The sequence below is a fragment of the Methylobacterium crusticola genome (assembly GCF_003574465.1).
Lineage (GTDB): Bacteria > Pseudomonadota > Alphaproteobacteria > Rhizobiales > Beijerinckiaceae > Methylobacterium > Methylobacterium crusticola.
This window is the reverse complement of the sequence record NZ_QOWC01000002.1, coordinates 20,737-46,081: the sequence shown is the minus strand read 5'-3', so window position 1 is coordinate 46,081 and position 25,345 is coordinate 20,737. Positions and strand designations below refer to the sequence as shown.

General features: G+C 75.7%; 25 protein-coding genes. 21 read left to right on the top strand and 4 right to left on the bottom strand.

All coding sequences use genetic code 11. The annotated features are described in order from the left end of the window. Nucleotides 1-49: 49 nt before the first annotated feature. The 7 genes from DT057_RS37495 (at nt 50) to DT057_RS06765 (ending at nt 6,902) form a co-directional block, all read left to right on the top strand. Nucleotides 50-415: a DUF6894 family protein gene (locus DT057_RS37495; RefSeq protein WP_407068117.1), complete on the top strand. Its 366-nt coding sequence runs from the start codon at nt 50-52 to the stop codon at nt 413-415. A gap of 160 nt (nt 416-575) precedes the next feature. Then, nucleotides 576-2,174: an ABC transporter substrate-binding protein gene (locus DT057_RS06790; protein ID WP_128561322.1), complete on the top strand. Its 1,599-nt coding sequence runs from the start codon at nt 576-578 to the stop codon at nt 2,172-2,174. Between the two features lie 118 nt (nt 2,175-2,292). Further along, complete coding sequence (locus DT057_RS06785; RefSeq protein WP_128561321.1) at nt 2,293-3,270, top strand: ABC transporter permease; 978 nt, start codon at nt 2,293-2,295, stop codon at nt 3,268-3,270. Between the two features lie 5 nt (nt 3,271-3,275). After that, nucleotides 3,276-4,127, top strand: a complete 852-nt coding sequence (locus DT057_RS06780; RefSeq protein ID WP_128561320.1) for an ABC transporter permease — start codon at nt 3,276-3,278, stop codon at nt 4,125-4,127. Next, nucleotides 4,124-5,758 carry an ABC transporter ATP-binding protein gene (locus tag DT057_RS06775; protein WP_128561319.1) on the top strand — a complete coding sequence of 545 codons (1,635 nt, stop codon included), beginning with the start codon at nt 4,124-4,126 and terminating at the stop codon, nt 5,756-5,758. Before DT057_RS06780 ends, DT057_RS06775 begins: the two co-directional genes overlap by 4 nt. A 47-nt stretch (nt 5,759-5,805) precedes the next feature. Next, complete coding sequence (locus DT057_RS06770; protein WP_128561318.1) at nt 5,806-6,603, top strand: VOC family protein; 798 nt, start codon at nt 5,806-5,808, stop codon at nt 6,601-6,603. A 104-nt stretch (nt 6,604-6,707) separates the two neighbouring features. After that, entirely contained in the window at nt 6,708-6,902 is a 195-nt protein-coding gene (locus tag DT057_RS06765) for a hypothetical protein (protein WP_128561317.1), read from the top strand. A 13-nt stretch (nt 6,903-6,915) separates the two neighbouring features. On the opposite strand, the gene DT057_RS06760 is transcribed toward DT057_RS06765, so the two are convergent. Next, entirely contained in the window at nt 6,916-8,373 is a 1,458-nt protein-coding gene (locus tag DT057_RS06760; RefSeq protein WP_128561316.1) for an FAD/NAD(P)-binding protein, read from the bottom strand. A 30-nt stretch (nt 8,374-8,403) separates the two neighbouring features. Between DT057_RS06760 and DT057_RS06755 the strand changes: the two genes are divergently transcribed. Continuing rightward, nucleotides 8,404-9,039, top strand: coding sequence for a 2-hydroxychromene-2-carboxylate isomerase (locus DT057_RS06755; protein ID WP_128561315.1), 636 nt, complete (start codon nt 8,404-8,406; stop codon nt 9,037-9,039). Between the two features lie 94 nt (nt 9,040-9,133). Beyond that, nucleotides 9,134-10,549 (top strand): amidohydrolase, encoded by a 1,416-nt coding sequence (locus DT057_RS06750; protein ID WP_128561314.1) that lies wholly within the window; start codon nt 9,134-9,136, stop codon nt 10,547-10,549. A 62-nt stretch (nt 10,550-10,611) separates the two neighbouring features. On the opposite strand, the gene DT057_RS06745 is transcribed toward DT057_RS06750, so the two are convergent. From DT057_RS06745 to DT057_RS06735, 3 genes are all read right to left on the bottom strand, one after another. After that, nucleotides 10,612-11,610, bottom strand: coding sequence for an aldose epimerase family protein (locus tag DT057_RS06745; protein WP_128561313.1), 999 nt, complete (start codon nt 11,608-11,610; stop codon nt 10,612-10,614). A gap of 82 nt (nt 11,611-11,692) precedes the next feature. Then, entirely contained in the window at nt 11,693-12,043 is a 351-nt protein-coding gene (locus tag DT057_RS06740) for a hydroxyisourate hydrolase (protein WP_128561312.1), read from the bottom strand. Next, a complete protein-coding gene (locus tag DT057_RS06735) occupies nt 12,040-13,476 on the bottom strand; it encodes an amidase (protein ID WP_128561311.1) in 1,437 nt (478 codons plus the stop codon). The genes DT057_RS06740 and DT057_RS06735 overlap by 4 nt, the downstream gene beginning before the upstream one ends. A gap of 147 nt (nt 13,477-13,623) precedes the next feature. On the opposite strand from DT057_RS06735, the gene DT057_RS06730 reads away from it, so the two are divergent. The 12 genes from DT057_RS06730 to DT057_RS06675 all read left to right on the top strand — a co-directional run bounded on the left by DT057_RS06730 (nt 13,624) and on the right by DT057_RS06675 (nt 25,038). Next, the gene (locus tag DT057_RS06730) at nt 13,624-14,790 is read left to right on the top strand and encodes an ABC transporter ATP-binding protein (protein ID WP_128561371.1); all 1,167 of its coding nucleotides are present in this window, start codon (nt 13,624-13,626) and stop codon (nt 14,788-14,790) included. A 25-nt stretch (nt 14,791-14,815) separates the two neighbouring features. Next, nucleotides 14,816-15,862 carry an ABC transporter substrate-binding protein gene (locus DT057_RS06725; protein ID WP_128561310.1) on the top strand — a complete coding sequence of 349 codons (1,047 nt, stop codon included), beginning with the start codon at nt 14,816-14,818 and terminating at the stop codon, nt 15,860-15,862. A gap of 275 nt (nt 15,863-16,137) precedes the next feature. Beyond that, nucleotides 16,138-16,989, top strand: coding sequence for an ABC transporter permease (locus DT057_RS06720; RefSeq protein WP_128561309.1), 852 nt, complete (start codon nt 16,138-16,140; stop codon nt 16,987-16,989). A gap of 11 nt (nt 16,990-17,000) precedes the next feature. Then, nucleotides 17,001-17,813: an ABC transporter permease gene (locus tag DT057_RS06715; protein ID WP_128561308.1), complete on the top strand. Its 813-nt coding sequence runs from the start codon at nt 17,001-17,003 to the stop codon at nt 17,811-17,813. Further along, nucleotides 17,813-18,511 carry a GntR family transcriptional regulator gene (locus DT057_RS06710; protein WP_128561307.1) on the top strand — a complete coding sequence of 233 codons (699 nt, stop codon included), beginning with the start codon at nt 17,813-17,815 and terminating at the stop codon, nt 18,509-18,511. Before DT057_RS06715 ends, DT057_RS06710 begins: the two co-directional genes overlap by 1 nt. After that, entirely contained in the window at nt 18,498-19,199 is a 702-nt protein-coding gene (locus tag DT057_RS06705; protein ID WP_128561306.1) for an aspartate/glutamate racemase family protein, read from the top strand. Before DT057_RS06710 ends, DT057_RS06705 begins: the two co-directional genes overlap by 14 nt. A gap of 333 nt (nt 19,200-19,532) precedes the next feature. Then, nucleotides 19,533-20,096, top strand: coding sequence for an FMN reductase (gene msuE / locus DT057_RS06700; protein ID WP_128561305.1), 564 nt, complete (start codon nt 19,533-19,535; stop codon nt 20,094-20,096). 124 nt (nt 20,097-20,220) lie between these two features. Further along, entirely contained in the window at nt 20,221-21,180 is a 960-nt protein-coding gene (locus DT057_RS06695) for an aliphatic sulfonate ABC transporter substrate-binding protein (protein WP_128561304.1), read from the top strand. Nucleotides 21,181-21,194: 14 nt separating this feature from the next. Beyond that, nucleotides 21,195-22,151 carry an aliphatic sulfonate ABC transporter substrate-binding protein gene (locus tag DT057_RS06690; RefSeq protein ID WP_128561303.1) on the top strand — a complete coding sequence of 319 codons (957 nt, stop codon included), beginning with the start codon at nt 21,195-21,197 and terminating at the stop codon, nt 22,149-22,151. Nucleotides 22,152-22,174: 23 nt separating this feature from the next. After that, the gene (gene ssuD, locus DT057_RS06685; protein ID WP_128561302.1) at nt 22,175-23,359 is read left to right on the top strand and encodes an FMNH2-dependent alkanesulfonate monooxygenase; all 1,185 of its coding nucleotides are present in this window, start codon (nt 22,175-22,177) and stop codon (nt 23,357-23,359) included. Beyond that, on the top strand, nt 23,359-24,147 hold the full coding sequence (ssuC, locus tag DT057_RS06680) for an aliphatic sulfonate ABC transporter permease SsuC (protein WP_128561301.1): 789 nt from the start codon (nt 23,359-23,361) through the stop codon (nt 24,145-24,147). The genes ssuD and ssuC overlap by 1 nt, the downstream gene beginning before the upstream one ends. Before the next feature lie 90 nt (nt 24,148-24,237). Then, on the top strand, nt 24,238-25,038 hold the full coding sequence (locus DT057_RS06675; RefSeq protein ID WP_128561300.1) for an ATP-binding cassette domain-containing protein: 801 nt from the start codon (nt 24,238-24,240) through the stop codon (nt 25,036-25,038). Nucleotides 25,039-25,345: the final 307 nt, after the last annotated feature.

Sequence of the window (25,345 nt, the reverse complement as noted above, 5' to 3'; positions counted from 1 at the left end):
AGAAGAACACGAGCCCGTCCGGGCCGGCGCGAGGTCGAGGAGGCACGGCATGGCGCGATACCGCTTTCACTGCACGAACGGCTCCGAATGCGTCCTCGACACCACGGGGGCGGTGGTCCGCAACCCCGGGCGCCTCGCCCTCCGGGCCCGGGAGGTGGCGCGCGACGTGATGCGCAGCCTCGACGACCGGGCGGACTGGTCGGAGTGGCGCGTCACGGTGCACGACCTGTCGGGGCGGCGGGTGCTGCAGCAGGCCTTCGCGGCGGCGGGCAGCCCCGCCCGCTCGGTGGGCGACCCCGCCCGCTCGGTGGGCGACCCCGCCCGCTCGGCGGGCGGGCGCGACGGGGCCCGGCCGGCCCGCCGGGCCGCCTCCCGCGCCGGGGCCGGGCATGACGTGGGCGCCGGTGCGATGTGAGGCCGCGCCCCGGCCCCGGTCCGGCGAAGATCCTCCTCACGGGTAGCTGTTCCGGAGACGATCCTTCTCCCCGCACCTGCGAAATAGCACCCGTCATCCATTGCGAACCCGCCGCAAGGCGGCAAGGATGGCAGCGCTGTCGGAGTGTGGGTGCGAACCGATGATCATCAACCGCCGCGAGGCCCTCAAGACCGCCGGCGCGCTCGCGCTCGGCGCCGCCGCCTGGAGCCCCGCGGCCCTGGCCCAGGCGGCGCGGCGCGGGGGCGTGCTGACGGTCCAGCTCAACGGCGAGCAGCGCGTGCTGAACCCGGCGATCCGGGCCTCGACGGGCGTCTACATCATCACCTCGAAGATCATGGAGCCGCTCGTCGACCTCGACCAGGAGGGCAGGCCCGCGCCGGTGCTCGCCACCGGCTGGGAGGCGACGCCCGACGGCCGGACCGTGACGTTCCGGCTGCGCGAGGGGGTGAAGTGGCACGACGGCAAGCCCTTCACCTCGGCGGACGTGCAGTACACCGCGATGGAGATGTGGAAGAAGTACCTGAACTACGGCACGCAGCTCCAGCTCTACCTGGAGGCGGTCGACACGCCCGACGCCACGACGGCGGTGTTCCGGTACTCCCGGCCGATGCCCCTCAACCTGCTGCTGCGGGCCCTGTGCGACCTCGGCTACGTCGCGCCCCGGCACGTCTTCGAGAACACCAACGTGCTCGAGAACCCGGCCAACACGGCGCCGATCGGCACCGGGCCGTTCCGGTTCGTGCAGTACGAGCGCGGGCAGTACGTCATCGCGGAGCGCAACCCCGACTACTGGCGGGCGGGCTTCCCCTACCTCGACCGGATCGTCTGGCGCTTCATCATCGACAAGGCGGCCGCCACCGCGGCGCTGGAGACCGGGCAGGTCCAGCTCTCGACCTACAACGCCCTCGCCCTCGCCGACCTCGACCGGCTGAAGTCGGACCCGCGCTTCACGGTCTCGAGCAAGGGCCTCGAGGCGAACGCCTTCAACAACACCCTGGAGTTCAACACCCGGCGCAAGGAGCTCTCCGACGTGCGGGTGCGGCGCGCCATCGCGCACGCCATCGACGTGCCGTTCTTCATCGAGAACTTCATCTACGGCCTCGGCAAGCCCGCCACGGGCCCGATCCCGTCGACCTCGGCGGCCTTCTACCCCGACGGCGCCCCGCCCTACGCCTACGACCCCAGGAAGGCCGCGGCCCTCCTCGACGAGGCCGGCTTCCGGCGCGGGGCCGGCGGGACGCGCTTCGCCCTCAAGCTCGTCCCGATCATGAACGGCGAGGACGTGCCGCTCCTCGCGACCTTCATCCAGCAGTCGCTCCAGGCCGTCGGCATCCGGGTCGACATCGTCAACATGGACAACGCGGGGGCACTCTCGACCGTCTACCGCGACTGGAACTTCGACCTCGCCACGGGCTGGCACCAGTACCGCGGCGACCCGGCGGTCTCGACCACGGTCTGGTACCGCTCCGGCTCGCCCAAGGGCGCGCCCTGGACCAACCAGTACGGCTGGCAGTCGGACGCGGTCGACACGCTCGTGGACGAGGCCGCGAGCGAGCTCGACCCGGAGCGGCGCAAGGCGCTCTACGCCCGCTGGGTCAAGGCCGTGAACGACGAGATCCCGGTCTGGATGATGATCGAGCGCACCTTCCTGTCGGCGACGAGCAAGCGCCTGCGCGGGGACCACAACATGCCGCGCTGGGGCTCGGGCGACTGGCACGACGCCTGGATCGAGGCGTGAGGGGGCCCGCCCCCGCGCGGCCCGCGCCCTGGCCCGCTCCGCGGCCTGCTCCCCGGCGCGCGCGGCGTCCCGGGGAGCCGGCGGGCCGGCGTCCCGTTCCCGTGACCACTCTCCCGCCATGACCATCCTGCTCCTCGCCCTGCGGCGCCTCGCCGCCAGCCTGCCGACCCTCCTCATCATCCTGGCGGGGCTGTTCCTGCTGCTCCAGCTCGCGCCCGGCGACACGGTCGACGCCCTGATGGCCCAGATGGGCGGCGGCGACCCGGCCACCGCCGCGCAGATGCGGCGCTACTACGGGCTCGACCTCTCGGTCGCCGCCCAGCTCGGCGGCTACCTCTGGCGGCTGGTGCGGCTCGACCTCGGCTCCTCGGCGATCTACGGCAAGCCGGTCGCGACCGTCATCGCCGAGCGGCTGCCCGTGACCCTGCTGCTCATGGGCGCCTCGCTCGGCCTCGCCTTCGCGGGCGGGACGCTGCTCGGCATCGTGGCGGCGCGGCGGGTCGGCCGCTGGCCCGACACGCTGATCTCGACCCTCGGCCTCGTCTTCTACGCCACGCCCTCGTTCTGGTTCGGCCTGATGGGCATCGTGCTGTTCGCGATCCACCTCGGCTGGCTGCCCGCCGGCGGCTTCGAGGAGGTGGGCTCGGGCGTCTCGGGGCTCGCCCGCGCCCTCGACATCGCCCGCCACCTCGTGCTGCCGACCCTGACGCTGGCCCTCGTGTTCCTGGCCACCTACCTGCGGATCATGCGGGCCTCGATGCTCGAGGTGATGGGCCTCGACTTCGTCCGCACGGCCCGCGCCAAGGGGCTGGGCGAGACCGGCATCATCGTGCGCCACGCCCTGCGCAACGCGCTCCTGCCCATGGTGACGCTGGTCGGGCTCCAGGCCGGCACCATGCTGGGGGGCTCGGTGGTGGTCGAGAGCGTGTTCGCGCTGCCGGGCCTCGGCCGCCTCGCCTACGAGTCGGTGGTGCAGCGCGACCTCAACACCCTGCTGGGCATCGTGTTCGTGTCGGCGCTCCTCGTGATCGCGGTCAACTTCGCGGTCGACCTCGTCTACGGGCGGCTCGACCCGCGCATCGCGGCGGGGCGCTAGGCGCCATGGCGATCCTGCGGCGCCTCCTCGGCAACCCCGCCGCGCTCCTCGGCGCGCTCCTCCTCGCGGCCGTGATCCTGGCGGCCCTCGTCGCCCCCCTGCTGTTCCCGAACGACCCGCTGAGCCTCGTCGGCCGGCCGCTGCAATGGCCCTTCGCCAACCCGCGGGCCTGGCTCGGCACGGACCCGAGCGGGCGCGACATCGCCGCCCAGATCTTCTACGGCGCCCGGGTCTCGCTGCTGATCGGCCTCGTCGCGACGCTGATCGCGGTCGCGATCGGCATCGCGGTCGGGGCGCTCGCCGGCTATTACGGCGGCCTCGTGGACGAGGCCCTGATGCGGGTCACCGAGGCGTTCCAGACCCTGCCGAGCTTCCTGCTGCTCCTCGTGCTCGTGGCGGTGTTCGGCTCGGACATCACCACCGTCACGGTGGCGATCGGCCTCGTCTCCTGGCCGGCCCCCGCCCGGCTCACCCGGGCCGAGTTCCTCTCCCTGCGCCAGCGCGAGTTCGTGCAGGCCTGCCGGGTGCTCGGCATGGGCGACGCCCGCATCATCGTGCGGGAGATCCTGCCGAACGCCCTGCCGCCGGTGATCGTCTACGCCAGCGTCGTGATGGCGGTGGCGATCCTGCTCGAGAGCGCGCTCGCCTTCCTCAACCTCTCGGACCCGAACATCGCCTCCTGGGGCAACCTGATCGGGGCGGGCCGGGGGGTGCTGCGCACGCAATGGTACGTGTCGGCGATCCCCGGCGTCGCGATCCTGCTCACGGTGCTCGCCGTCTCGCTCGTCGGCCAGGGCCTCAACGACGCCCTGAACCCGCGCCTGCGCGGGGCGGCGCCGGTGAAGGCCGTGCCATGACGCAGCCCCTGCTGGCCGTCGAGGACCTCTCGGTCCGCCTGCCGCCCGGCGCCGACCGCGCCCACGCCCTCGCGGGCGTCTCCCTGAGCCTCGCGCCCCGCGAGATCCTGTGCGTGGTGGGCGAGAGCGGCTCGGGCAAGTCGATGCTCGCCAGCACGGTGATGCGGCTCCTGCCCCCGGGCGTCGCGCCGGACGGAGGCCGCCTCGCCTTCCGGGGCCGCGACCTCCTGGCGCTCCCGGAGGCCGGGATGCGGCGCATCCGCGGGGCTGAGATCGGCATGATCTTCCAGGAGCCGATGACGGCCCTGAACCCCCTGCGCCGGGCCGGCGACCAGATCGCCGAGATGTTCCGCATCCACACCCGCCTCGACGCGCGGGCGATCCGCGCCCGCACGCTGGCGCTCCTCGCCGAGGTGCGGATGCCCGACCCCGAGGCCGCGCTCCGGGCCTACCCGCACGAGCTCTCGGGCGGCCAGCGCCAGCGCGTGATGATCGCGATGGCGCTGGCGCTCGAGCCGGCCCTGCTCATCGCCGACGAGCCGACCACCGCCCTCGACGTGACGACGCAGGGGCGGATCCTGGCGCTCATCCGCGACATCCAGCACCGGCGCGGCATGGGGGTCCTGTTCATCACCCACGATTTCGGCGTGGTGGCGGAGATCGCCGACCGCGTCGCCGTGATGCGGGCCGGGCGCCTCGTCGAGGCGGGACCGGCCGACCAGGTGCTCAACCGCCCGCAGGATCCCTACACGCGGGCGCTCATCGCCGCCGTGCCCCCGCTGGCGCCCCGGGCCGCCCGGGCCCCGGGCGGCCCGCCGATCCTGGCCCTCGCCGGCGTCGCGAAGACCTACCGCGGCGGCGGCCTCCTGCCGGGGCGGGCCCGGGTGACCCACGCGGTGCGGGACGTCAGCCTGACGCTCGCCCGCGGCACCACCCTCGGCATCGTCGGGGAGAGCGGGTCGGGCAAGTCGACCCTCGCCCGCTGCATCGTGCGCCTGCTCGATCCGGATGCCGGCACGATCCGGCTCGGCGACACCGACCTCGCCGCGCTGTCGCGGCGCGCCATGCGGGGTCAGGTCCGGCGCGTCCAGATGGTGTTCCAGGACCCCTTCGCCTCCCTCAACCCGCGCCGGCGGGCGGGCGACCTCGTGGCCCAGGGCCCGCGGCTGCACGGCATGGCCCGGGGGGCCGCCCTCGACCGGGCCCGCGAGCTGTTCGCCCTCGTGGGGCTCGATCCGGCGGCCATGGACCGCTTCCCGCACGAGTTCTCGGGCGGGCAGCGCCAGCGCATCGGGCTCGCCCGGGCGCTCGCCCTCGAGCCCGAGGTGCTGATCGCCGACGAGCCGGTCTCGGCCCTCGACGTCTCGGTCCAGGCCCAGGTGCTGGCGCTGCTCGATTCCCTGCGCGACCGGCTCGGCCTCTCGATGCTGTTCATCACGCACGACCTGCGCGTCGCCGGCCAGATCTGCGACCGCATCGCCGTGATGAAGGACGGCGTCGTGGTGGAGGCCGGCCCGACCGCCGCGGTCTTCGCCGACCCGCAGGCCGCCTACACCCGCGCCCTGCTCGAGGCCGTGCCGGGCCGGGCCTGGATCCCGGGCCGCCCGCAGGCCGCCGCGGCGGCCGGGTGAGGGGCGCCCCGCCCCCGTCCGAACCACCGCCCCGACAGGAACCCGCCATGCCGCTCACCCTCGACCACATCGTCATCGCGGTCGCCGACCTCGACGCCGCCTTCGCGGACTACACGGCCCTCGGCTTCACGGTGATCCGCGGCGGCGAGCACCAGAACGGCATCACCCACAACGTCCTGGTGGTGCTGGCGGACGGCGCGTACCTGGAGCTCATCGCCTTCCGGCGCCCCGAGCCCGGCAACCGCTGGTCCGAGGTCTATCACCGGGCCGGCGAGGGATTCCTCGACCACGCGCTCCTGCCCGGCGCCATCGAGGCGGACGTGGCGGCGGCGCAGCGCCGCGGCCTCGACATCGCCGACCCCGTCCCGGGCGGCCGCCACCGGCCCGACGGCGCGCGGCTCGACTGGAAGACCGCCCGCGCGCCGGGCTCCGACGTGCCGTTCCTGTGCGGCGACGTCACGCCCCGCGCCCTGCGGGTGCAGGAGGGCGACGTCCGCCGCCACGCGAACGGCGTCACCGGGGTCGCCGCGCTCACGGTCGCGGTCCGGGACGTCGAGGCCGCGCGGGCCCGCTACGCCGCCCTCCTCGGCGTGCCGCCCGACGCCCCGATCCGCGACGCCGTGGTGGCGGACGCGCCGGCCCGGACCGTGACGCTCCCCCTCGGCGAGGCGACGCGCGTCACCCTGGCGGCCCCTTCCGGGCCGGCGGGCGCCCTCGCGGCCGCCCTCGCGGCCCGGGGGGAGGGGCCCTTCGCGGTGGTGTTCCGGTCCGACCGCCCGGCGGGCGACCTCGACACCGTCCTGGCACACGGGGCGCACCTGTCGATCGCCGGCCCGGAGGCCTGAGGGGCGGTCCGCCGCCCGGCTGCGCCCCGGCGATCCGGTCCGCGCCCCGCGGGGCCCCGGCAGGATCGCGGCCGCGGCGCCCGGCGCGGGCGGGTGTTCCTCAAATGTCGCTGCCGACCGCCGAGCGAGGCTGCCGCGGGGCCGGATCGTTGCGGGCCCGCCGGGCGACGGCGCGAAGGGCCGGCCTGCGGGTCGTCGCCGAGCCGGGCCGCTCCGGCTTCACGAACAGCGAAGGCTGCCTCGGCACGCCCGGCCGCACGACCGCGAGCGAGCGCGAGAAGAACGCGGTGTTCGGCTAACGACGCCACCTCCTCACCGGCGCCGCGCCTCCCGCGGCACGAAGAACCCCGTCGGGCCGAGCTCGTCGTCCTCGTGCGCCTGCATCCGCGCGAAGTGCCGGTCGGCATCCGCCACGAACAGGTCGCGCACGAGGGCCTGCGCGAGCCGCGTCGCCCCGATGCCGAGGCCCGGGATGTCGCCGGCGAGCGCCCCGTGGCTCATCGTGACGCCCCAGTTGAAGACGTGGAGCCGCGCGAGGTCCGGCGCCGCGCCGGGGACGCGCTCCAGCATCTGCATGCCGTCGCCGAGATAGGGGAAGCGGGCCGCCTCCGGGTGGGCCTCGGCCTGCGCCGCCGGCACCCGCTCGCCCCAGGTCAGGACGGCGTCCCGGAAGGCCGCGAGCTCCGGGCGCCGCACGAGGTCGACCTCGAAGCCCGCCGCCGCCACGGCGGCCTCGACCGGGTAGCGGCCCCGCGCGGTCTCGACCACGAGGCCGTCCGGCGCCGCGCGCACGCCCGTCCAGCCCTCGCCGAAGCGGATCCGGAAGCCCGGGTGGCGGGTGCAGCGCAGGACCGATTCGTGGGGCGGGGGCGTGCCTTCCTCCATCATGAAGGTGGTGAAGGCCCAGCGCTGCCGGTCGTCCAGGGCCGCGTAGCCGCGCAGGAAGCCCGGGAACGAGGCCCATTTCGACTTGTTCACCTGCGGGAAGTGGGGGCGCCGCACGAACAGGGTCACATCCGGCACCCCGGCCTCGAGGGCCGCGGCGGCGTTGTCGACGGCCGACGCGGAGGCGCCCAGCACCGCCAGGCGGCCGCCGCGGAAGCGCGCGAAGTCGATCGGGTCCGAGGCGTGGAACAGCCGCCCCGTCCCGGCCGCCGCGAAGCCCGGCATCCGCCGGCCCCCGGAGCCGTCGCGGCCGCAGGCCAGCACCACCTTGCGGGCGTGGACGGTCTCCGGCCCGGCCGGCCCGTCGAGGGCGGCCCCGATCAGCCCCCCGGCGGGCCAGAGCCGCGCGAGGGCGGTGTCGCTCTCGACCGGGATGCCGGCGGCGTCGCGCACGAACAGGAGGTAGCGCAGCCAGTCGAGGCGGGGGACCTTGTAGAGGTCGCGCCAGCCCGCCGCGCCGTGCTGCGCCTCGAACCAGGCCCGGAAGGTCAGGGACGGGACGCCGAGGTCGGGCCCCGTGAGGTGCTTGGGGGAGCGCAGGGTCTCCATGCGGGCGAAGGTGCCCCAGGGCCCCTCCGCGCCCCGGGGGGCGCGGTCGATCACCCGGATGTTCGCGACGCCCTCGCGCAGGAGCGCGAAGGCGGCGGTCTGCCCGCACATCCCGGCCCCGACCACCAGCACGTCGAGGACCGGGCGCCCGTCCGGCCCCTCGGCCGGCAGCGTCCAGGCCGCCGGCGGGTGGTTGAGCCGCGCGAGGTCGCGGCGCACCTCGGCGGCCAAGCCGTCCAGTCCCTTCACGGCCGCGTCGTCGTGGTGGATATCCATGCCTGATCCGTTCCGCCGGAGGCGCCCCTCATGCCCGAATTGTCCTGCTTCTACAGCCTGTCGTCGCCCTGGGCCTATCTGGGCGGCCCGCGGCTCCAGGACATCGTGCGCCGCCACCGCGCCCGGCTCGTGCTGAAGCCGTTCGACTTCCAGGAGGTGGTCCCGCGGACCGGCGGCGTGCCGATCCGGACCCGGCCCCGGCCGCGACGCGCGTATCATGCCGTCGAGCTCGCCCGCTGGCGCGACTACCTCGGCGTGCCCCTCACGGTCGCGCCGCGCCACTATCCCGCGGAGAACCCGGCGCCCGGCTGGAACAAGCCCGCGGGCTTCATGGTGATCGCCGCCCAGCAGGCCGGCCTCGACGCCTTCCGGCTCTCGCACGCGATCCTGCGCGCGCTCTGGGCGGAGGAGCGCGACATCGCCGACCCGGCCGTGCGGCGCGCCGTCGCCGACGAGAACGGCCTGCCCGGGGAGGCGCTCCGCGCGGCCGAGGGCAGCGCCCCGGTCCAGGCCGAGTACCGGCGCAACGGCGCCGAGGCCGAGGCGCTCGGCGTGTTCGGCTCGCCCACCCTGGTGCTCGACGGCGAGCTGTTCTGGGGCCAGGATCGCCTCGACTTCGTGGACCGCGCGCTCGCGCGCCGGGCCTGGGACGCGCGCGGCGCATAGGGGAAGGCCCCTATCCTGCACGGCGCTCCCGGCGCCGGCGAGCCGGCCCGCCGGGGCGGGCGGCGCGGGCCGGGGCGGGAGGCACGAGAGGACCATGCGGAACAGCGAAGCGATCTGGCGCATCGTGGACGCCCGGGCGGAGCCCTTCATCGCCCTGTCGGACCGGGTCTGGGAGATGCCCGAGGAGAACTTCCGGGAGACGCGCTCCGCGGCCGCCCACGCCGCCCTGCTGCGCGACCAGGGCTTCCGGGTGACGGAGGGGCTGGCCGGCATCCCGACGGCCCTCGTGGGCGAGGCCGGCGAGGGCGGGCCGGTGATCGCGATCCTGGGCGAGTACGACGCGCTCCCGGGCCTGAGCCAGGAGGCGGGCGTGGCCGAGCATCGGCCCCGGCCCGGGGAGGCCGCCGGGCACGGCTGCGGGCACAACCTCCTGGGGGCGGGCGCCATGCTGGCGGCGGCGGCCGTGCGGGACTGGCTCGCCGAGACCGGCCGGCCCGGGCGCGTGCGCTACTACGGCTGCCCGGCCGAGGAGGGGGGCGCGGCCAAGACCTTCATGGTGCGGGACGGGATCTTCGCGGACGTCGACGTCGCCATCACCTGGCACCCCGCCCCGTTCGCGAGCGTGAGCGAGCCGGAATCCCTCGCGGTCCAGCTCCTCGACGTCTCCTTCGCGGGCCGGGCCGCGCACGCGGCGGCGGCCCCCCACCTGGGGCGCAGCGCCCTCGACGCCGTCGAGCTCATGAACGTCGGCGTGAACTACCTGCGCGAGCACGTGCCGAGCGACGCGCGCATCCACTACGCCTACCTCGACGCCGGCGGCATCGCGCCGAACGTCGTCCAGGCCGGCGCCACGGTGCGCTACCTCGTGCGCGCCGCCGACCTGCCCGGCCTCCTCGACCTCGTCGGGCGGGTCCGGCGCGTGGCGGAGGGCGCCGCGCTGATGACGGAGACCGCCGTCACCGCCCGGGTGGTCAGCGCGATGAGCAACCTGCTGGGCAACGCGCCCCTGGAGGAGGCGATGCACGCCAACCTCGCGCGCCTCGGGCCGCCCGCCTTCGACGCGGCCGACCGGGCCTTCGCCGAGGCGATCCGGAGCACCCTGCGCCCCGACGACGTCGTCTCGGCCCATCGCCGCTTCGGCATGCCGGTGACGGACGCCCCGCTCTGCGACCGCGTCGTGCCGCTGGACGCCCGGGGCGAGCGCATGATGGCCTCGACGGACGTGGGCGACGTCAGCTGGGCGGTGCCGACCGTGCAGGCCCGCGGCGCCACCTACGCCATCGGCACGCCGGGCCATTCCTGGCAGCTTACCGCGCAGGGCAAGGCGCCGGCGGCCCACAAGGGCATGGTCCACGTCGCCAAGGTGATGGCCGGGACCGCCGTGGAGGTGCTGGAGGATCCCGGGCTGCTCGCCCGCGCCAAGGCCGACCACGCCGCGCGCCTCGCCCGGACCCCCTTCGTCAGCCCGCTGCCCGACGGGCTGGCGCCGCCCCTCGACATGGCGGGGTGAGCCCGGGGCGCGGCCGAGCTTCTCCCGGCGGGCGCGGCCGGGCGTCCCGGCGGGCGCAGCCGTCAGCCCGGCTCCCCCTCGCCGAGGCGGTACTCCGTGACCTGGCGGTAGGTCTCGCCCGGCCGCAGCACGATGCTCGGGAAGCCCGGATGGTTGGGGGCGTCGGGGAAGCGCTGCGGCTCCAGGCAGAGGCCGGTGCGCGGCGCGAAGCCCAGGCCGGCCTCTCCGAGGTGGCGCCCGTCGTAGAACTGGAGCGCCGGCTCGGTGGAGGCGACCTCGAGCCGCAGCCGCGAGCCCGCCGCCGAGACCCGGGCGACGGGCCGGGGCGCCGCGACCGGCTCCCGCGCCAGCACGAAGGCGTGGTCGAAGGCGGTGTCGCCGATCCGCCGCGGCGCCCGCAGGTCGAAGGGCGTGCCGGCGACGGGGGCGGCGATCCCGGTGGGGATCTGGTCGGCGTCCACCGGCAGGTAGGCCTCGGCCGGGATCGCCACCACGTGGTCGGCGATGCCGGGAGCGGGACCGCCCCCCGGCGGCAGGGCGAGGTTGAAGTAGGAATGGGCCGCGAGGTTGACGAGGGTCGGCCGGTCGCAGGTCGCCGTGAGGGTGCAGCGCAGGGTGCCGGGCCCGGCGATGGCGTAGGTGCAGCGCACCGCGAGGGCGCCCGGATAGCCCTCCTCGCCGTCGGCGGCGCGGTAGGCCAGGGTGACGGCGTCGTCGGCGTCGGCGCGGCAGGTCCAGTTGCGCCGCGAGAAGCCGCGCACGCCCCCGTGCAGGTGTGTCCGTCCGGCCTCGTTGCGGGGCAGGGCGTAGGCCGTGCCGTCCAGGGTGAAGCGCCCGCCCGCGATGCGGTTGGCGACGCGCCCGACGACCGCGCCCATCTGGGGCGAGCGCGCGACGTAGTCCGCCGGGTCCGGGCAGGCGAGCGTCACCGGCCGCCCCGCGAAGGCGAGCCGGCGGAGCGCGGCGCCGACGCTCAGGATCGCGACGTCGAGCCCCGCCCCCGACAGGCGCGCCTCCCGGATCGGCTCGCCGTCCGGCATGGCCCCGACGCTCCTGATCATCCCGTCCTCCCGCGCCCGCGCCCGCCGGGACCTGAGCGCCGCAGGCGCGCGCTGTCAAACGCGCGCCCCCCCGGGGCGCGCCCTAGACCCCGCGGAAGATCGCGTAGCCGAACCGGGTGAACTTCAGCGGCAGGTGGTAGTGCTCCGCCGGGTCCGCGATCGTGAACCGGAACGGCACCGCGTCGAGGAAGCGCGCGCCGTCGGGGTCGGACGCCGCCAGGTAGTCGCCGATCGCGAACGTCACCTCGTGGACGCCCGCCGTCACGCCGGCGCCGCGCACGACCGGGTGGTCGAGCTGCCCGTCGGGACCGATCACGCCCTCGGCCAGGCGGCGGCGGACCGGCTCCAGGGCCTCGATCACCACCCGCAGGCCCGCGGCGGCGCGCCCGGCCGCGACGTCGACGGCGTGGACCGAGATGCCGCCGGCGCTCACGGCGCCGCCTCCCCGCCGCTGGGCCCGGGCGGGACGGGCCAGCGCTGCGACCAGGGGCGGCGGCGCTCCATCGCCTCCGCGACGTCGAGGAGGAGCCGGTCGCGGCCGAACCCGGCGACGAGGTGGAGGCCGACCGGCATCCCGTCCGGGGCCGGGTCGATCGGCAGGCTCAAGGCCGGCAGGGCCGCGGCGTTGACCCACCCCGAGTAGACCGCGTGGCCGCGCGGCCCGACCGCCTGCCCGTCGATCGTCGGGGGGAAGACCGCGTCGGCGGGCCAGGGCTGGGCGGCCGTGGCCGGCGTCACGATCAGGTCCATCTCCGCGAAGGCGGCGCTCGCCGCGTCGCGCAGGGCCCGGACCCGCTCGAGGATGCCCATCAGGAGCGTCGCCGGCGCGCCGGCGCCCTCCTGCGCCATGGCGCGGTAGGGCGCGCTCGCCCGCGCGGCGAGGGCGGGATCGGCCGCGAACAGGTGCGCGAGGCCGATGCGGCCGATCTCGGGCCAGAGGGCGTTGAGCGCGTCGACCGCGAACGGCAGGGGGCCCTCCTCGACGCCGACGCCGAGGGCCCGGAGGTCGTCGAGCGCCCGGCGGCAAGACGCGGCGATCGCCGGATCGACGGGAGCGTCGCCGAGGCGCTCGACGTAGATCGCCCGCAGCGGCCGCTCCGGCCGGCTCGGCCCGGCGCGGAAGGTCGACCACAGCACCCGCGGGTCGGCGCCCGCCATGATGGCCAGCACCGCCCGGCTGTCGGCCACATTGCGGGTGAGGGCACCCGCGACCTCGAAGTCGAGGAGCGGGGAGGGCAGGCCGCCGTGGCGCGGCACGAGGCCGAGCGAGCTCTTGAGCCCGACGAGCCCCGTGTGGGCGGCGGGCCGCCGCAGCGAGCCGCCCCCGTCGGTGCCGAGCCCGACCGGGGCGTAGCCGGCCGCGGTGGCGGCGGCCCCGCCGCCGGTCGAGCCGCCCGGGGTCAGGGCCGGGTTCCAGGGATTGCCCGTGACGCCGAACCGGGCGCTCGCCGTGTACCCCTGCACGGCGAATTCCGGCATCGCGGTCTTGGCCAGGGTCACGAGACCGGCGGCGCGCATGCGGGCCACCGGCAGCTCGTCGCGGTCCGCCGGCACCTCGCCCGGAGCCGGGCCGTCCGGGCCGGGCTCGCCGTAGGTCGCCGGCAGGCCCCGGGCGACCAGGAACTCCTTGACGGTCATCGGCACCCCGTCGAGGGGCGACAGGGGGGTGCCGGCCCGCCAGCGGGCCGCGCTCGCCTCCGCCTCGGCCCGCGCGCCCGGGTTCGTGCGCGTCAGCGCGTTGAGGACGGGCTCCCAGGCCGCCGCCCGGGCGAGCCCGGCCTCGAGCGCGTCGACCGGCGAGGCGGTGCCGGCGGCGAACAGGGCCGCCATCTCGGTCGCGCCGAGGCGCCACAGCTCCGTGCTCATGCGGTGCTCCTCGTGCTGCCCGATTGGGCATCGGGGCTCGGCCTCGCGCACGCCAACCCCCGGCGCGGCCTGGCCTTTCCACGGGATGGCATACGATTTGCCAAGTCCTGCCGGCAAGATCGATGCCGGGGAAGATCCATCGTGACGATGTCGGCCAGCACGAGCCCGGCCCGCCCCGCCGGCGCGGGGGCGCCGGGGGGCGCCGGGGAGGCGGCGGGACGCTCCGTCGTCCTCGACGGCATCACCCACCGGTACGGCGGCTCGGTCGCCGTGGAGGGCGTGAACCTCGACATCCGCGGCGGCGAGCTCGTCTCGCTGCTCGGGCCCTCCGGCTGCGGCAAGACCACGCTCCTGCGCATCGTCGCGGGCTTCCTGCGCCAGACCGAGGGGCGGGTGATCGTCGGCGACCGGATCATGGACGACCTGCCGCCGAGCCGCCGCGCCGTCGGCATCGTGTTCCAGAACTACGCCCTGTTCCCCCACCTCACCGTCGCCGAGAACGTCGCCTACGGGCTCGCGGCCCGCGGCGCCCCGAAGGCGGAGCAGGCGAGCGAGGCGCGCCGCCTGCTCGACCTCGTGCAGCTCGGCGCCCTGGCGGAGCGCACCCCGCGCCAGCTCTCGGGCGGGCAGCAGCAGCGCGTGGCCCTCGCCCGCGCCCTCGCCATCCGGCCGGCGGTCCTCCTCCTCGACGAGCCCTTCGCGGCCCTCGACAAGAACCTGCGCCTCGACATGCAGATCGAGGTGAAGCGCCTCCAGCGCGTCGCGGGCGTGACCACGCTCCTCGTCACCCACGACCAGGAGGAGGCCCTGTCGCTGTCCGACCGGGTGGCGGTGCTGTCGCAGGGGCGCCTCGAGCAGTTCGCGCCCCCGACCACGGTCTACGACGCGCCCGAGAGCCTGTTCGTCAACACCTTCGTGGGCTCGGCCAACACCATGCCGGGCCGGCTCGTCGGCGCCGACCCGGCGGGCTGCCGGATCGCCCTCGACGCCGGGGGCGAGATCCTGGCCCGGCCGCTCGGCCGGCGCGTCGCCCCCGGCGGGCGGGTGGTGGCCTGCCTGCGGCCCGAGCACCTGCGCCTCTCCGACGCGCCGGCGGGCCCCGCGGGGGGCGAGGCGCCGGCGGGCATCGCCGGAATCGTCGAGATGGCGCTGCCCCTCGGCCCCACGGTCATCCACGAGGTGCGGGTCGGGGCCGGCAGCCCGCTCAAGATCGCCGAGCCGCGCCTCGGCGGCGGCACGCTGCGCCCGCCCGGGACGCCGGTCCGGGTCGTGGTCGCCCCGGGCCTCGCCTCCGCGTTCCCGGCCGCCGCCTGAACCCCCGACGAGAAGGTCCCCCGCGATGCGCCTCGACCGCCGCCGCCTCCTCACCACCGCCCTGTCGCTCGGCGCCGTGGAGCTGTTCCCGGGCCTGTCCCTCGCGCAGGCCCGGCCGCTCGTCTTCGCCACCTTCACGGGCAGCTGGGAGGAGGCGCACAAGGCCGTGCTGGTGCCGGCCTTCCGCCGGGAGACCGGCAACGCGCCGATCGTCCTCGACCCGATGCTGTCCGTCGACCAGATCGCCAAGGTCTCGGCCGCCAGGGCGGCGCCCCCGATCGACGTGATGCTGCACGACCCCGGCCCGGCCCTCACCGCCACGGCGCAGGACCTCGTCGAGCCCTACCCCGTGGAGCGCAGCGCCGCCTTCAAGGAGCTGATCCCGGACGCCCAGGAGGCCACGGGGCCGGCCGCCTTCTTCCAGGTCGTCGGCCTGACCTACAACCCCGACACGGTGCGGACGCCGCCGACCTCCTGGGCCGACCTGTGGCGGCCCGAGTACAAGGGCCGGGTCGGCATCACCACCATGAACTCCACCCTCGGCACCGGCTTCATGGTCGAGGTCGCCAAGATGCACGGCGGCTCGGAGGCGAACATCGATCCGGCCTTCAAGGCCATGGAGGCCCTCAAGCCCAACCTCTCCGCCGTGGCGGCCAACCCGGGGGCGCTGGCGACGCTCTTCCAGCAGGGCCAGGTCGACATCTCGCCCGGCAACTTCAACGCCATCCAGATCCTCAAGGCCAAGGGCGTCCCGGTGGAGTTCGTGGCCCCCAAGGAGGGCGCCATCGCGTTCAAGACCGCGATCCAGATCGTCCGGAACTCGCCGAACCGGGAGCTCGCCTTCAAGCTCATCGAGGCGGCGATCTCCGAGCCGGTCCAGACCAGGCTGATGCAGGCCCCCTACCTGATCGTGCCGACGAACGCCAAGGTGAGGATGAGCGGCGAGATCGCCAAGGTGCTGGCCAAGGACACCGACGACCTGCGCCGGAAGTTCGTGTTCCAGGATTGGAAGACCATCAACGCGCAGCGCCCGGCCTGGATCGAGCGGTTCAACCGCGAGATCCGGCTCTGAGCAGGCTCGCGTCGGCGGGCCGACGCGTCGCCCGCTTCGGTTCCCGGGAGGTCGCGGGTCTCCGTCGCAGAACCGGCGGCCACTCCTGCGGACCCGGCTGAGGGCGGGTTCCGGCGAGGCGGCAACCGGCTCGCCGCGGTCCTTGCGTCGGGACGCGAAGGCGCGGCGCCCGGAAGCCCGCCGCGCCGGCCCGGGCCGCGCCAGGACCCCGTCAGCCGGTAACAGGACCCCGTCAGCCGGAACAGGACCCCGTCACCCGGTAAGAGGACCCGAGCATGGCCCGCGCGCAGCCCGACGTCACGGCCTACGACCTGCGGCTGGCGAGCCCCCTCGCCCTGTTCTTCGCGGCCTTCTTCGCCGCGCCCCTGGCGGCGCTCCTCGCCCTCTCGCTCCGGGGGGCGGACGGGCGGTACGGGCTGTCGCAGTACGCCGCGTTCCTGGGCGACCGCTTCAGCCTCGGCGTCCTCGGCGGCACGCTCTGGCTCGGCCTCAAGGTCACGGCGGTCTGCCTCGGCCTCGGCTACCCGCTGGCGCTGGTGGCGACCCGGGCCGGGTCCCTCGTGCGCGGCCTCGTCATCCTGGCCGTGCTGACGCCGCTCCTCACGAGCGTCGTCATCCGCACCTTCGCGTGGATCGTGATTCTGGGCCGGCAGGGGGTGGTCAACGGCGTGCTGTCGAGCCTCGGGCTCACGGACGGGCCGGTGCGCCTCCTCTACGCCGAGGGCGGCCTCGTGGCGGCCCTCGCCCAGGTGCAGATGCCCCTGATGGTGCTGCCCCTGATGACCGCCCTCGCGCGCATCGACCCGAGCCTCTGGGACGCCTCCGAGGCCCTCGGCGCCGGGCGCTGGCGCACCTTCCTGCGGGTGACGCTGCCCCTGTCGCTGCCCGGGCTGATCGCCGGCTCGGTCCTGACCTTCGCGGCGGCGATCTCCGGCTTCATCACCCAGTCGCTGATCGGCGGCGGCCAGATGCTGTTCATGCCGGGCTACATCTACCAGCAGGCCATCGCGCTGCAGAACTGGCCCTTCGCGGCGGCGATGTCGGTGATCTTCCTCGTCGCGGTGCTGGCCGTGATCCTGGCCTTCAACGCCCTCGGCCGCCTCGCCCGCGGCTACGCCCAGACCTGAGGCCCCGCCCGATGTCCCGCTCCCCCGGCGCCCTCGACCGCCTCAGCTTCGAGGGGCTCGTCCTCCTCCTCGCCCTCGCGGCCCTGGTGCTGCTCCTCGCCCCGACCGCGATCGTGCTCGTGGTCTCGTTCACGGACGGGCTGTCCCTGCGGTTTCCCCCGCCGGGCTACTCGCTGCGCTGGTACGGGGAGCTGATGGAGGCCTGGCAGCTCCACTTCGCCCTCGGCAACAGCCTCAGGGTGGCGTTCTTCGCGACGCTGCTCGCGGTCGTCCTCGGGGTGCTGGCGGCCCTCGCGGTGGCGCGCTCGCCGCGGTTGGCGGCGCGCCTCCTCGACAGCCTGTTCCTGTCGCCCCTGATCCTGCCGGCCCTGGCCTTCGGGCTGTCGAGCCTGATGTACTTCTCGCTGCTCGGCTGGCCGGTCTCGGTCGCGACGCTCGTCATCGGGCACACCATCGTGTGCGTGCCCTACGTCGTGCGCAACACCGTCGCGGCCCTGACCCAGCTCCAGCCCGTGCTGCTCGAGGGCTCGGCGAGCCTCGGGGCCTCGCGGCTCTACACCCTGCGGCGCATCACCCTGCCGCTGATCCGGCCCGGCATCCTGTCGGGGGGCTTCCTCGCCTTCATGGCCTCCTTCGACAACATCCCGGTCTCCCTCTTCCTGCGCGACGCGGCCACCGACATGCTGCCGATCCGGATGTGGCAGGACCTCGAGGGGCGGCTCGACGTCACCATCGCGGCCCTGTCGGGCGTGCTCATCGTCGCCACCATCGCGGTCATCGCCCTGATGGAGCGCCTGACCGGCCTGTCGAAGCGGCTGGTCTGATGGAGGAGGCGGCGCGCGGCCCCGCCGCTCCGCGCACCCGCCGGCCCGGGCCGTCCCGCACCGAGCGGGCGGCCGCGGCCCTGCGCCGGCTGATCCTCCTCGACGCCCTCGCGCCCGGCGAGGCGCTGAACGAGCCCGACCTCGTCCAGCGCCTCGGCGTCTCCCGGACGCCGGTCCGCGAGGCCCTGAAGCTCCTCGCCGGCGAGGGGCTGGTGACGCTCCGGCGCAACCGGGCGGCCCTGGTCTCGCGCCTCGACCCCGCGGGGCTGGTGCCGCTGTTCGAGCTCGAGGCGGCCCTCGAGAGCTTCGCGGCCGGCCTCGCGGCCTCCCGCATGACGCCGGCCGAGATCGGCCGCCTCGCGCGCCTCCAGGCCGCCATGGAGGCCGCCGCCGGCGACCGCGACGCCTACACGCGCCTCAACCGCTTGGCCCACCGCCTGATCGTCGCGGGCGCCCGCAGCGAGGCGGTGGCGGAGGCGCACGGGCGGGTGTTCGGCCGCCTCGCCCGCGCGCGCAACTTCGCCCTCGCGTCGGGCGGGCGGGTCGAGGAATCGCTGCGCGAGCACCGGGCCATCCTGGAGGCCCTGCGGGCGCGGGAGGCCGAGCGGGCCCGCTCCCTCATGGCCCACCACGTCGCCCGCACCCAGGCCCTGCTCGTGGCCCGCCTGTCGGAGGACCGGACCGATGCCGGAGGATGAGGAGGGGGCGGCCGTCCCGGCCGTGGCGCTCGGCGTGATCCTGCCGTCGTCGAACCGCGTGGTGGAGCGCGCCACCGAGGCGCGGCTCTCGGGGCGCGCCGACGCCGCGGCCTGCTACGCCCGCGTGCCCTACCACGCCATGACGCGGCGCGGCTCGCCGGCCTACGACGAGGCGGTCTTCCTCGACGCGGCCCACCTCCTGGCGGATGCGGGCGTGGCGGCCATCGGCTGGAACGCCACCCGCGGCGCCGCCCTGGGCTTCCGGCCCGACGAGCGGCTGTGCGAGCGCCTCGGCCGCCGCACCGGCCTGCCCGTCGTGACGACGGCGCTCGCGGCCCGCGACCGCATCCGCCGCGCGGGCCACGCCCGGGTCGGGCTCCTGGTCCAGGGCGGCGCCGACGAGGTGCACCTCGTCCGCGGCCGCTTCGCCGACGCGGGCGTCGCGCTCGGCCCCGCCGCCGGCCTCGGCGTCAGCGAGAACCGCCTCGCCGCCTTCGTGCCCCCGGCCCGCCTCGCCGAGGCCGCGGGGGCGCTGGCCCGCGAGGGCGCCGACGCGGTGCTGGTCTGGAGCACCAACCTGCCGGGCTGGCGCCTGCCGGCCGTCGTCGCGGGCCTGCCGCTCCTCGACGCGACGACGATCGGCACCGACGCCCTTCTCGCCGCCGCGGGCCTGCCGGCGCCGCCCTGACGGGGGTTCCCGCGCCGCCGCTCCGGGGCGGGGCCCGCCCGCGCCCCGTCCCGGAGCGGTTTGCCCCCGCGGCCGGCGCCGGACGGGAAAAATCGATCCCCTCTCCGGCGCGAACGTGTATTCCTCTTCCCTGAACGGACAGAACAAAGAAATTCTCTTCGCGTTGACGTCGGGGCCCGCGCTGCACACCCTATAGGGAGGATGATCAGCTCGATCACGATCGATTGGCGGGACGGCCATGACGCACACTGACGATCTCGGCCGGGAGCCGGGACGCGACATCGATTCTCCTCGTCCGGCGGCCGGGCTGCGGCGCCGGGCGGAGTTCCGCGCGTGAGCCGGCCGCGCATCGTCGGCGTGTCCGGCAGCACGCGGCGGCCGTCCCGGACGACGGCCCTCGTGGAGATCGTGGCCCAGGAGGTGGCGCGCCGGCGCGAGATCAGCTTCACGCTGTTCGACCTCGCGGAGATCGGCCCGGGCCTCGGCGCGTTCAGCCGCGCCGACCTGCCGGAGGCGGGCCGCGCGGCCCTCGAGGCGATCGAGGAGGCGGACGGGCTCATCGTCGGGTCCCCGATCTACAAGGGCTCCTACGCGGGGCTGTTCAAGCACCTGTTCGACTTCGTCGAGCCCGAGGCGCTGCACGGGCGCCCCGTCGTCCTCGCGGCGACGGGCGGGGGACGCCGCCACGCCCTCGCGGTCGAGCACCAGCTCCGCCCGCTCTTCGGCTTCTTCTCCGCCCTGACGCTGCCCACCGCCCTCTACGCCGGCGACGAGGACCTGCAGGGCGGCACCGTCACCGACCCGCTGACCCGCGACCGCATCGCCCAGGCGGCGGCGGAGCTCGCCGCCCACGCGGTGCCGCGCCCCCGGGCGGCGCGCCTCGACCGCGTCGCCTGAGCGGCGCCGGGCGGGGCCCGCCCGCCGCCCGCGCCTCCCCGGAGGACCGACCTCGAGGACCGAGCCCCCGGATCGCCCCGCCCGCGCGGCCGGAGGGCACCCGCCCCACGGAAGTACACCCGCCATGATCACCCGTCGCACGGCCCTCGGCGGCCTCCTGGCCGGGCCGGCCCTCGCCGCCGCCCCGGCCCTCCGGGCGGCCCGCGCCGCCGAGGTGCCCAGGGAGTTCCGCATCGGCTACCAGAAGAGCGGCATCCTCGTCGTCGCGCGCCAGCAGGGCACGATCGAGGCGCGGCTCAAGGCCCTCGGCGTCGAGAGCGTGCGCTGGGTCGAGTTCCAGTACGGGCCCCCGATCATGGAGGCCCTCGGGATCGGCTCCATCGACCTCGGGGCCGCCGGCGACACGCCGCCGGTCTTCGCCCAGGCCGCCGGCGCCAAGATCGTCTACGCGGCCGCGACGCCGGCGCAGCAATCCGCGATCCTGCTGCCGCCCGGCTCCGCGGTCGCCGACCTCGCCGGCCTCAGGGCGAAGCGGATCGCCTTCGCCAAGGGCTCGAGCTCGCACAACTTCGTGGTCCAGGCCCTCGCCAAGGCGGGCCTCACCCCGGCCGACGTGACGCCGGCCTACCTCAACCCCGCCGACGCGGTCGCGGCCTTCGCCCGCGGCAGCGTCGACGCCTGGGCGGTGTGGGACCCCTACTTCGCCATCGCCGAGCTGCGGCACGGCGCGAAGGTGCTGACGACGACGCAGGGCATCCTGGCGTCGAACTCGTTCTACCTCGCCAACCGCGACTTCGCGGCCCGCGCCCCCGCCGTGCTGAAGGCCGCCATCGAGGGCATCCGGGCCTCGACCGAGTGGGCGGCGGGCCACCGCGACACGCTCGCGCAGACGATGTCCGAGGTCACCGGCGTGGAGCGCGCGGCCCAGCAGCGGACCGTGGAGCGCCTGACGATCGAGGTCACGCCGGTGACGGACCGCATCGTCGCGAGCCAGCAGGCCATCGCCGACACCTTCCACGCGCTCGGGCTCGTGCCCCGCGCCATCACGGTGCGGGACGCGGTCTGGGCCGCGCCGCAGAGCTGAACCGGGACCGTCCCATGACCGCACTCACCCGCCGCGGGTTCGCCCGCCTCGGCGCCGCCGCCCTCGCCCTCGGCCTGCGGCCGGCCCGCGCCGAGGGCTCGCCGAAGGAGCTGAGGATCGGCTTCCAGAAGGCCGGCCTGCCGGTCGTCGCCCGCCGGCAGGGCCCGATCGAGGCGCGCCTCGCCGGGCAGGGCCGGAGCGTGCGCTGGGTCGAGTTCACCGCCGGCCCGCCGCTCCTCGAGGCCATGAACGTCGGCGCCGTCGACGTCGGCTGGACCGGCGACGCGCCGCCGATCTTCGCGCAGGCGGCGGGGGCGGCGATCGTCTACGTCGCGGCGCTGCCCTCGAACGGCGCCGGCGAGGCGGTCATCGTCAAGCCGGGCTCGCCGGTCGCGGCCCTCGCCGACCTCAGGGGCCGCAAGGTCGGCTTCACCAAGGGCTCGAGCTCGCACAACCTCACGGTCGCGGCGCTCGAGCGCGCGGGCGTCCCCTACCAGGACATCACCCCGGTCTACCTGAGCCCGGCGGACGCCGCGGCGGCCTTCGCGCGCGACGCGATCGACGCCTGGACGATCTGGGACCCCTTCCTCGCCATCGCGCAGCAGCGCCACCAGCCGCGCCTCCTCGCCACCTCCCGGGACGTCCTCGACGTCAAGACCTACTTCCTCGCCAACAAGGGCTTTGCGGCCGCCAACCCCGACACGCTGCGCGCCGTGCTCGCGGGCCTCGCCGAGGCGGCCGCCTGGGCGAACGGCCACCGGGGCGAGGTGGCCGCCACCCTGGCCGAGGTGACGGGCGTCGACCTCGCGGCCCAGACGCTCGCCGCCAACCGGACGGAGTTCGGCATCGAGCCGATCACCGAGGCGATCGTCGCCGGCCAGCAGGCGACCGCCGACCGGTTCCACAGGCTCGGCCTGATCCCCCGGGCCATCGCGGTGCGCGAGGCGGTCTGGACCCCGCGCCAGAGCTGAGCCCCTCGCAACAGGAGATCCCCATGAGCGCGACGAGCGTGACCCCGCTGCGCCGCGAGCCGGACCCGATCAGCGTCTTCTGGTTCATCCCGACGCACGGCGACGGCTCGTACCTCGGCTCCGAGCGGCAGCAGCGGCCGGCCGAGTTCCCGTACTTCAAGCAGATCGCCCAGGCGGTCGACCAGCTCGGCTACGAGGGCGTGCTGCTGCCGACCGGGCAATCCTGCGAGGACAGCTGGATCACCGCGACGGGCCTCGCCACCGTGACCGAGCGGCTGAAGTACCTCGTGGCGCTGCGCCCCGGGGTCGTCTCGCCGGCCTTCGCGGCCCGCCAGACCGCGGCCCTCGACCGGCTCTCGAACGGCCGGCTCCTCCTCAACGTGGTGGTGGGCGGCAACCCGGTCGAGCTCGCCGGCGACGGCGTGTTCCTGCCCCACGACGAGCGCTACGCGCAGGCCCACGAGTTCCTGACGATCTGGCGCCGGCTGCTCTCGGGCGAGACCCTCGACTTCGACGGGCGCTACTACCGGGTCGAGGGCGGGCGGATCGACTTCCCGCCCGTCCAGGCGCCGCACCCGCCGCTGTGGTTCGGCGGCTCGTCCGACGCCGGGCAGGAGATCGCGGCCGAGCACACCGACACCTACCTGACCTGGGGCGAGCCGGTCGCGGGCGTCGCCGAGAAGATCGAGCGGGCCCGCGCCAAGGCGGCGGCCCGGGGGCGCCGGCTCCGCTTCGGCATCCGCCTGCACTTCATCGTCCGCGAGACCGAGGACGAGGCCTGGGCCGCCGCCGACCGGCTCATCAGCCGGGTCAGCGACGCGCAGATCGAGGCCGCGCAGGCGCGCTTCAGCCAGCAGATGGATTCCGTCGGCCAGGCCCGCATGGTCGCGCTGCACGGGGGGCGCCGCGACCGGCTGGTCGTCGGCCCGAACCTGTGGGCGGGCGTCGGGCTGGTGCGCACCGGTGCCGGCACCGCCCTCGTCGGCACGCCCGAGCAGGTGGCCGCGCGGCTGCGGGAGTACCAGGCGGTGGGCATCGACACGGTGATCGGCTCGGGCTACCCGCACCTCGAGGAGGCCTACCGGGTCGCCGAGCTGCTCTTCCCGGTGCTCGGGGTCGAGGGGCGGCGCAGCCGCCTCCACGCCGCGGTCGCCAACGAGTTCACGGTCGGGCGGCACGGCGCCGGCCCCGCGCAGGCGGCCTCGTGATGGCGGCCGCCACGACGCGCGCCCGCCGCGCCCTGCCCGACGCCACCGGCTGGATCGTGCCGGTCGTCCTCGTGCTCGCCTGGGAGGCCGCCTCGCGCCTCGGCGCCATCCCGGAGACCGTCCTGCCGGCCCCCTCCGGCGTCGCCGCGGCGGCGATCCGCCTCGCGCGCTCCGGGGAGCTCGCCCGCAACATCGGGGTCTCGACCCTGCGGGCCCTGTCCGGCTTCGTGGTCGGCGGCGGGATCGGGCTGGCGCTCGGCCTCGCCAACGGCGTCTCGTCGCTCTCCGAGCGGCTGACCGACACCACGCTCCAGATGATCCGGAACGTGCCCCACCTCGCCATGATCCCCCTCGTCATCCTGTGGTTCGGCATCGACGAGGAGGCCAAGCTGTTCCTGGTCGCCCTCGGGGTGTTCTTCCCCATCTACATCAACACCCTGCACGGGATCCGGGGCGTCGACCCGCAGCTCGTCGAGATGGGCCGCATCTACGGCATGTCGCCGGCGCGGCTGTTCCGCCGGGTGATCCTGCCGGGCGCCCTGCCGTCGATCTTCGTGGGCCTGCGCTACGCCCTCGGCATCATGTGGCTGACCCTGATCGTGGCGGAGACGATCTCGGCCTCCTCGGGCATCGGCTACATGGCGATGCAGGCCCGCGAGTTCCTGCTCGTCGACGTCGTGGTCCTGTCGATCGTGATCTACGCGCTCCTCGGCAAGCTCGCCGACACGACCGCGCGCCTCCTGGAGCGCCTCACGCTCCAGTGGCACCCGAGCTTCCAGGGCCGGTGAGCCCGGGCCCCGCGGGGCCCGCCAGTCTCGGGCTCGCAAGGCCCGCCCATCCCGGGCCCCGCGGCCCGCCTTCGGGGAACCACGACCGCCATGTTCGCTCAAGCCCTGCGTGCTCAGCCCCTGCGCCGCACCGACGCCGCCCTCGCGCGCGAGACCCGGGCACGGCCGGTCGCGGCCGCCATCACGGTCCGGGGCCTCTCCAAGGCTTTCGGGGAGAAGACCGTCCTGTCGGGCCTCGACCTGCACGTTCCGGCCGGGCAGTTCGTCGCCATCGTGGGCAAGAGCGGGTGCGGGAAGTCGACCCTGCTGCGCCTCCTCGTCGGCCTCGACCGCCCGAGCGCGGGCGAGGTCCGGGTCGGGGAGGGCGCCCCGGTGACGCGGCTGATGTTCCAGGAGCCGCGGCTCCTGCCCTGGGCGCGGGTCGGCGCCAACGTCGAGGTCGGCCTCGACCCGGCGACGCCCGCCGCCGCCCGGACGGGCCTCGCCCTCGAGGCCCTGCGCGAGGTCGGCCTCGCCGACCGCGCCGGCGAGTGGCCCGCCGTCCTCTCGGGCGGCCAGAAGCAGCGCGTGGCCCTCGCCCGCGCGCTCGTGAGCCGGCCGCAGCTCCTCGCCCTCGACGAGCCCCTCGGCGCCCTCGACGCCCTGACGCGGATCGAGATGCAGGCCCTGGTGGAGCGGGTCTGGCAGGCGCAGGCATTCACCGGCCTCCTCGTGACGCACGACGTGGCCGAGGCGGTGGCCCTCGCCGACCGCATCCTGGTGCTCGAGCAGGGCCGGGTCGCCCTCGACCTCATGGTGGACGTGCCGCGCCCGCGCCGGCGCGGCGACCCGACGCTCGCCGCCCTGGAGGGCCGCATCCTCGACAGCCTCCTCGGCGGCGGGGGAGCCTGACGGGCCGGCCGGGATCCTGGCTCGCCGGGCGAGGCCTGGCCAGGCCCGGCCAGGCCCGGCCGGGCGCACACCGTGGCGGCGATCTCTCCGGACCTCGCGGGCAAGACCGTCGTGGTGACGGGCGGCGGCGCGGGCATCGGGGTCGCGCAGCGGGTGGTTGGCCTGCCTGCGCATTCCCTCCTTCATCGTCGCCGCGAACCTGCGCCGCCGCAGGGGGCAGCCGCGCCGGGGCTCCGCCCCGAAGGCCCTCGGGGCGTTCGCGGCGAAGAAAGCCCTGACGGCGGCCGTGATCCCGGCAACACCGCGG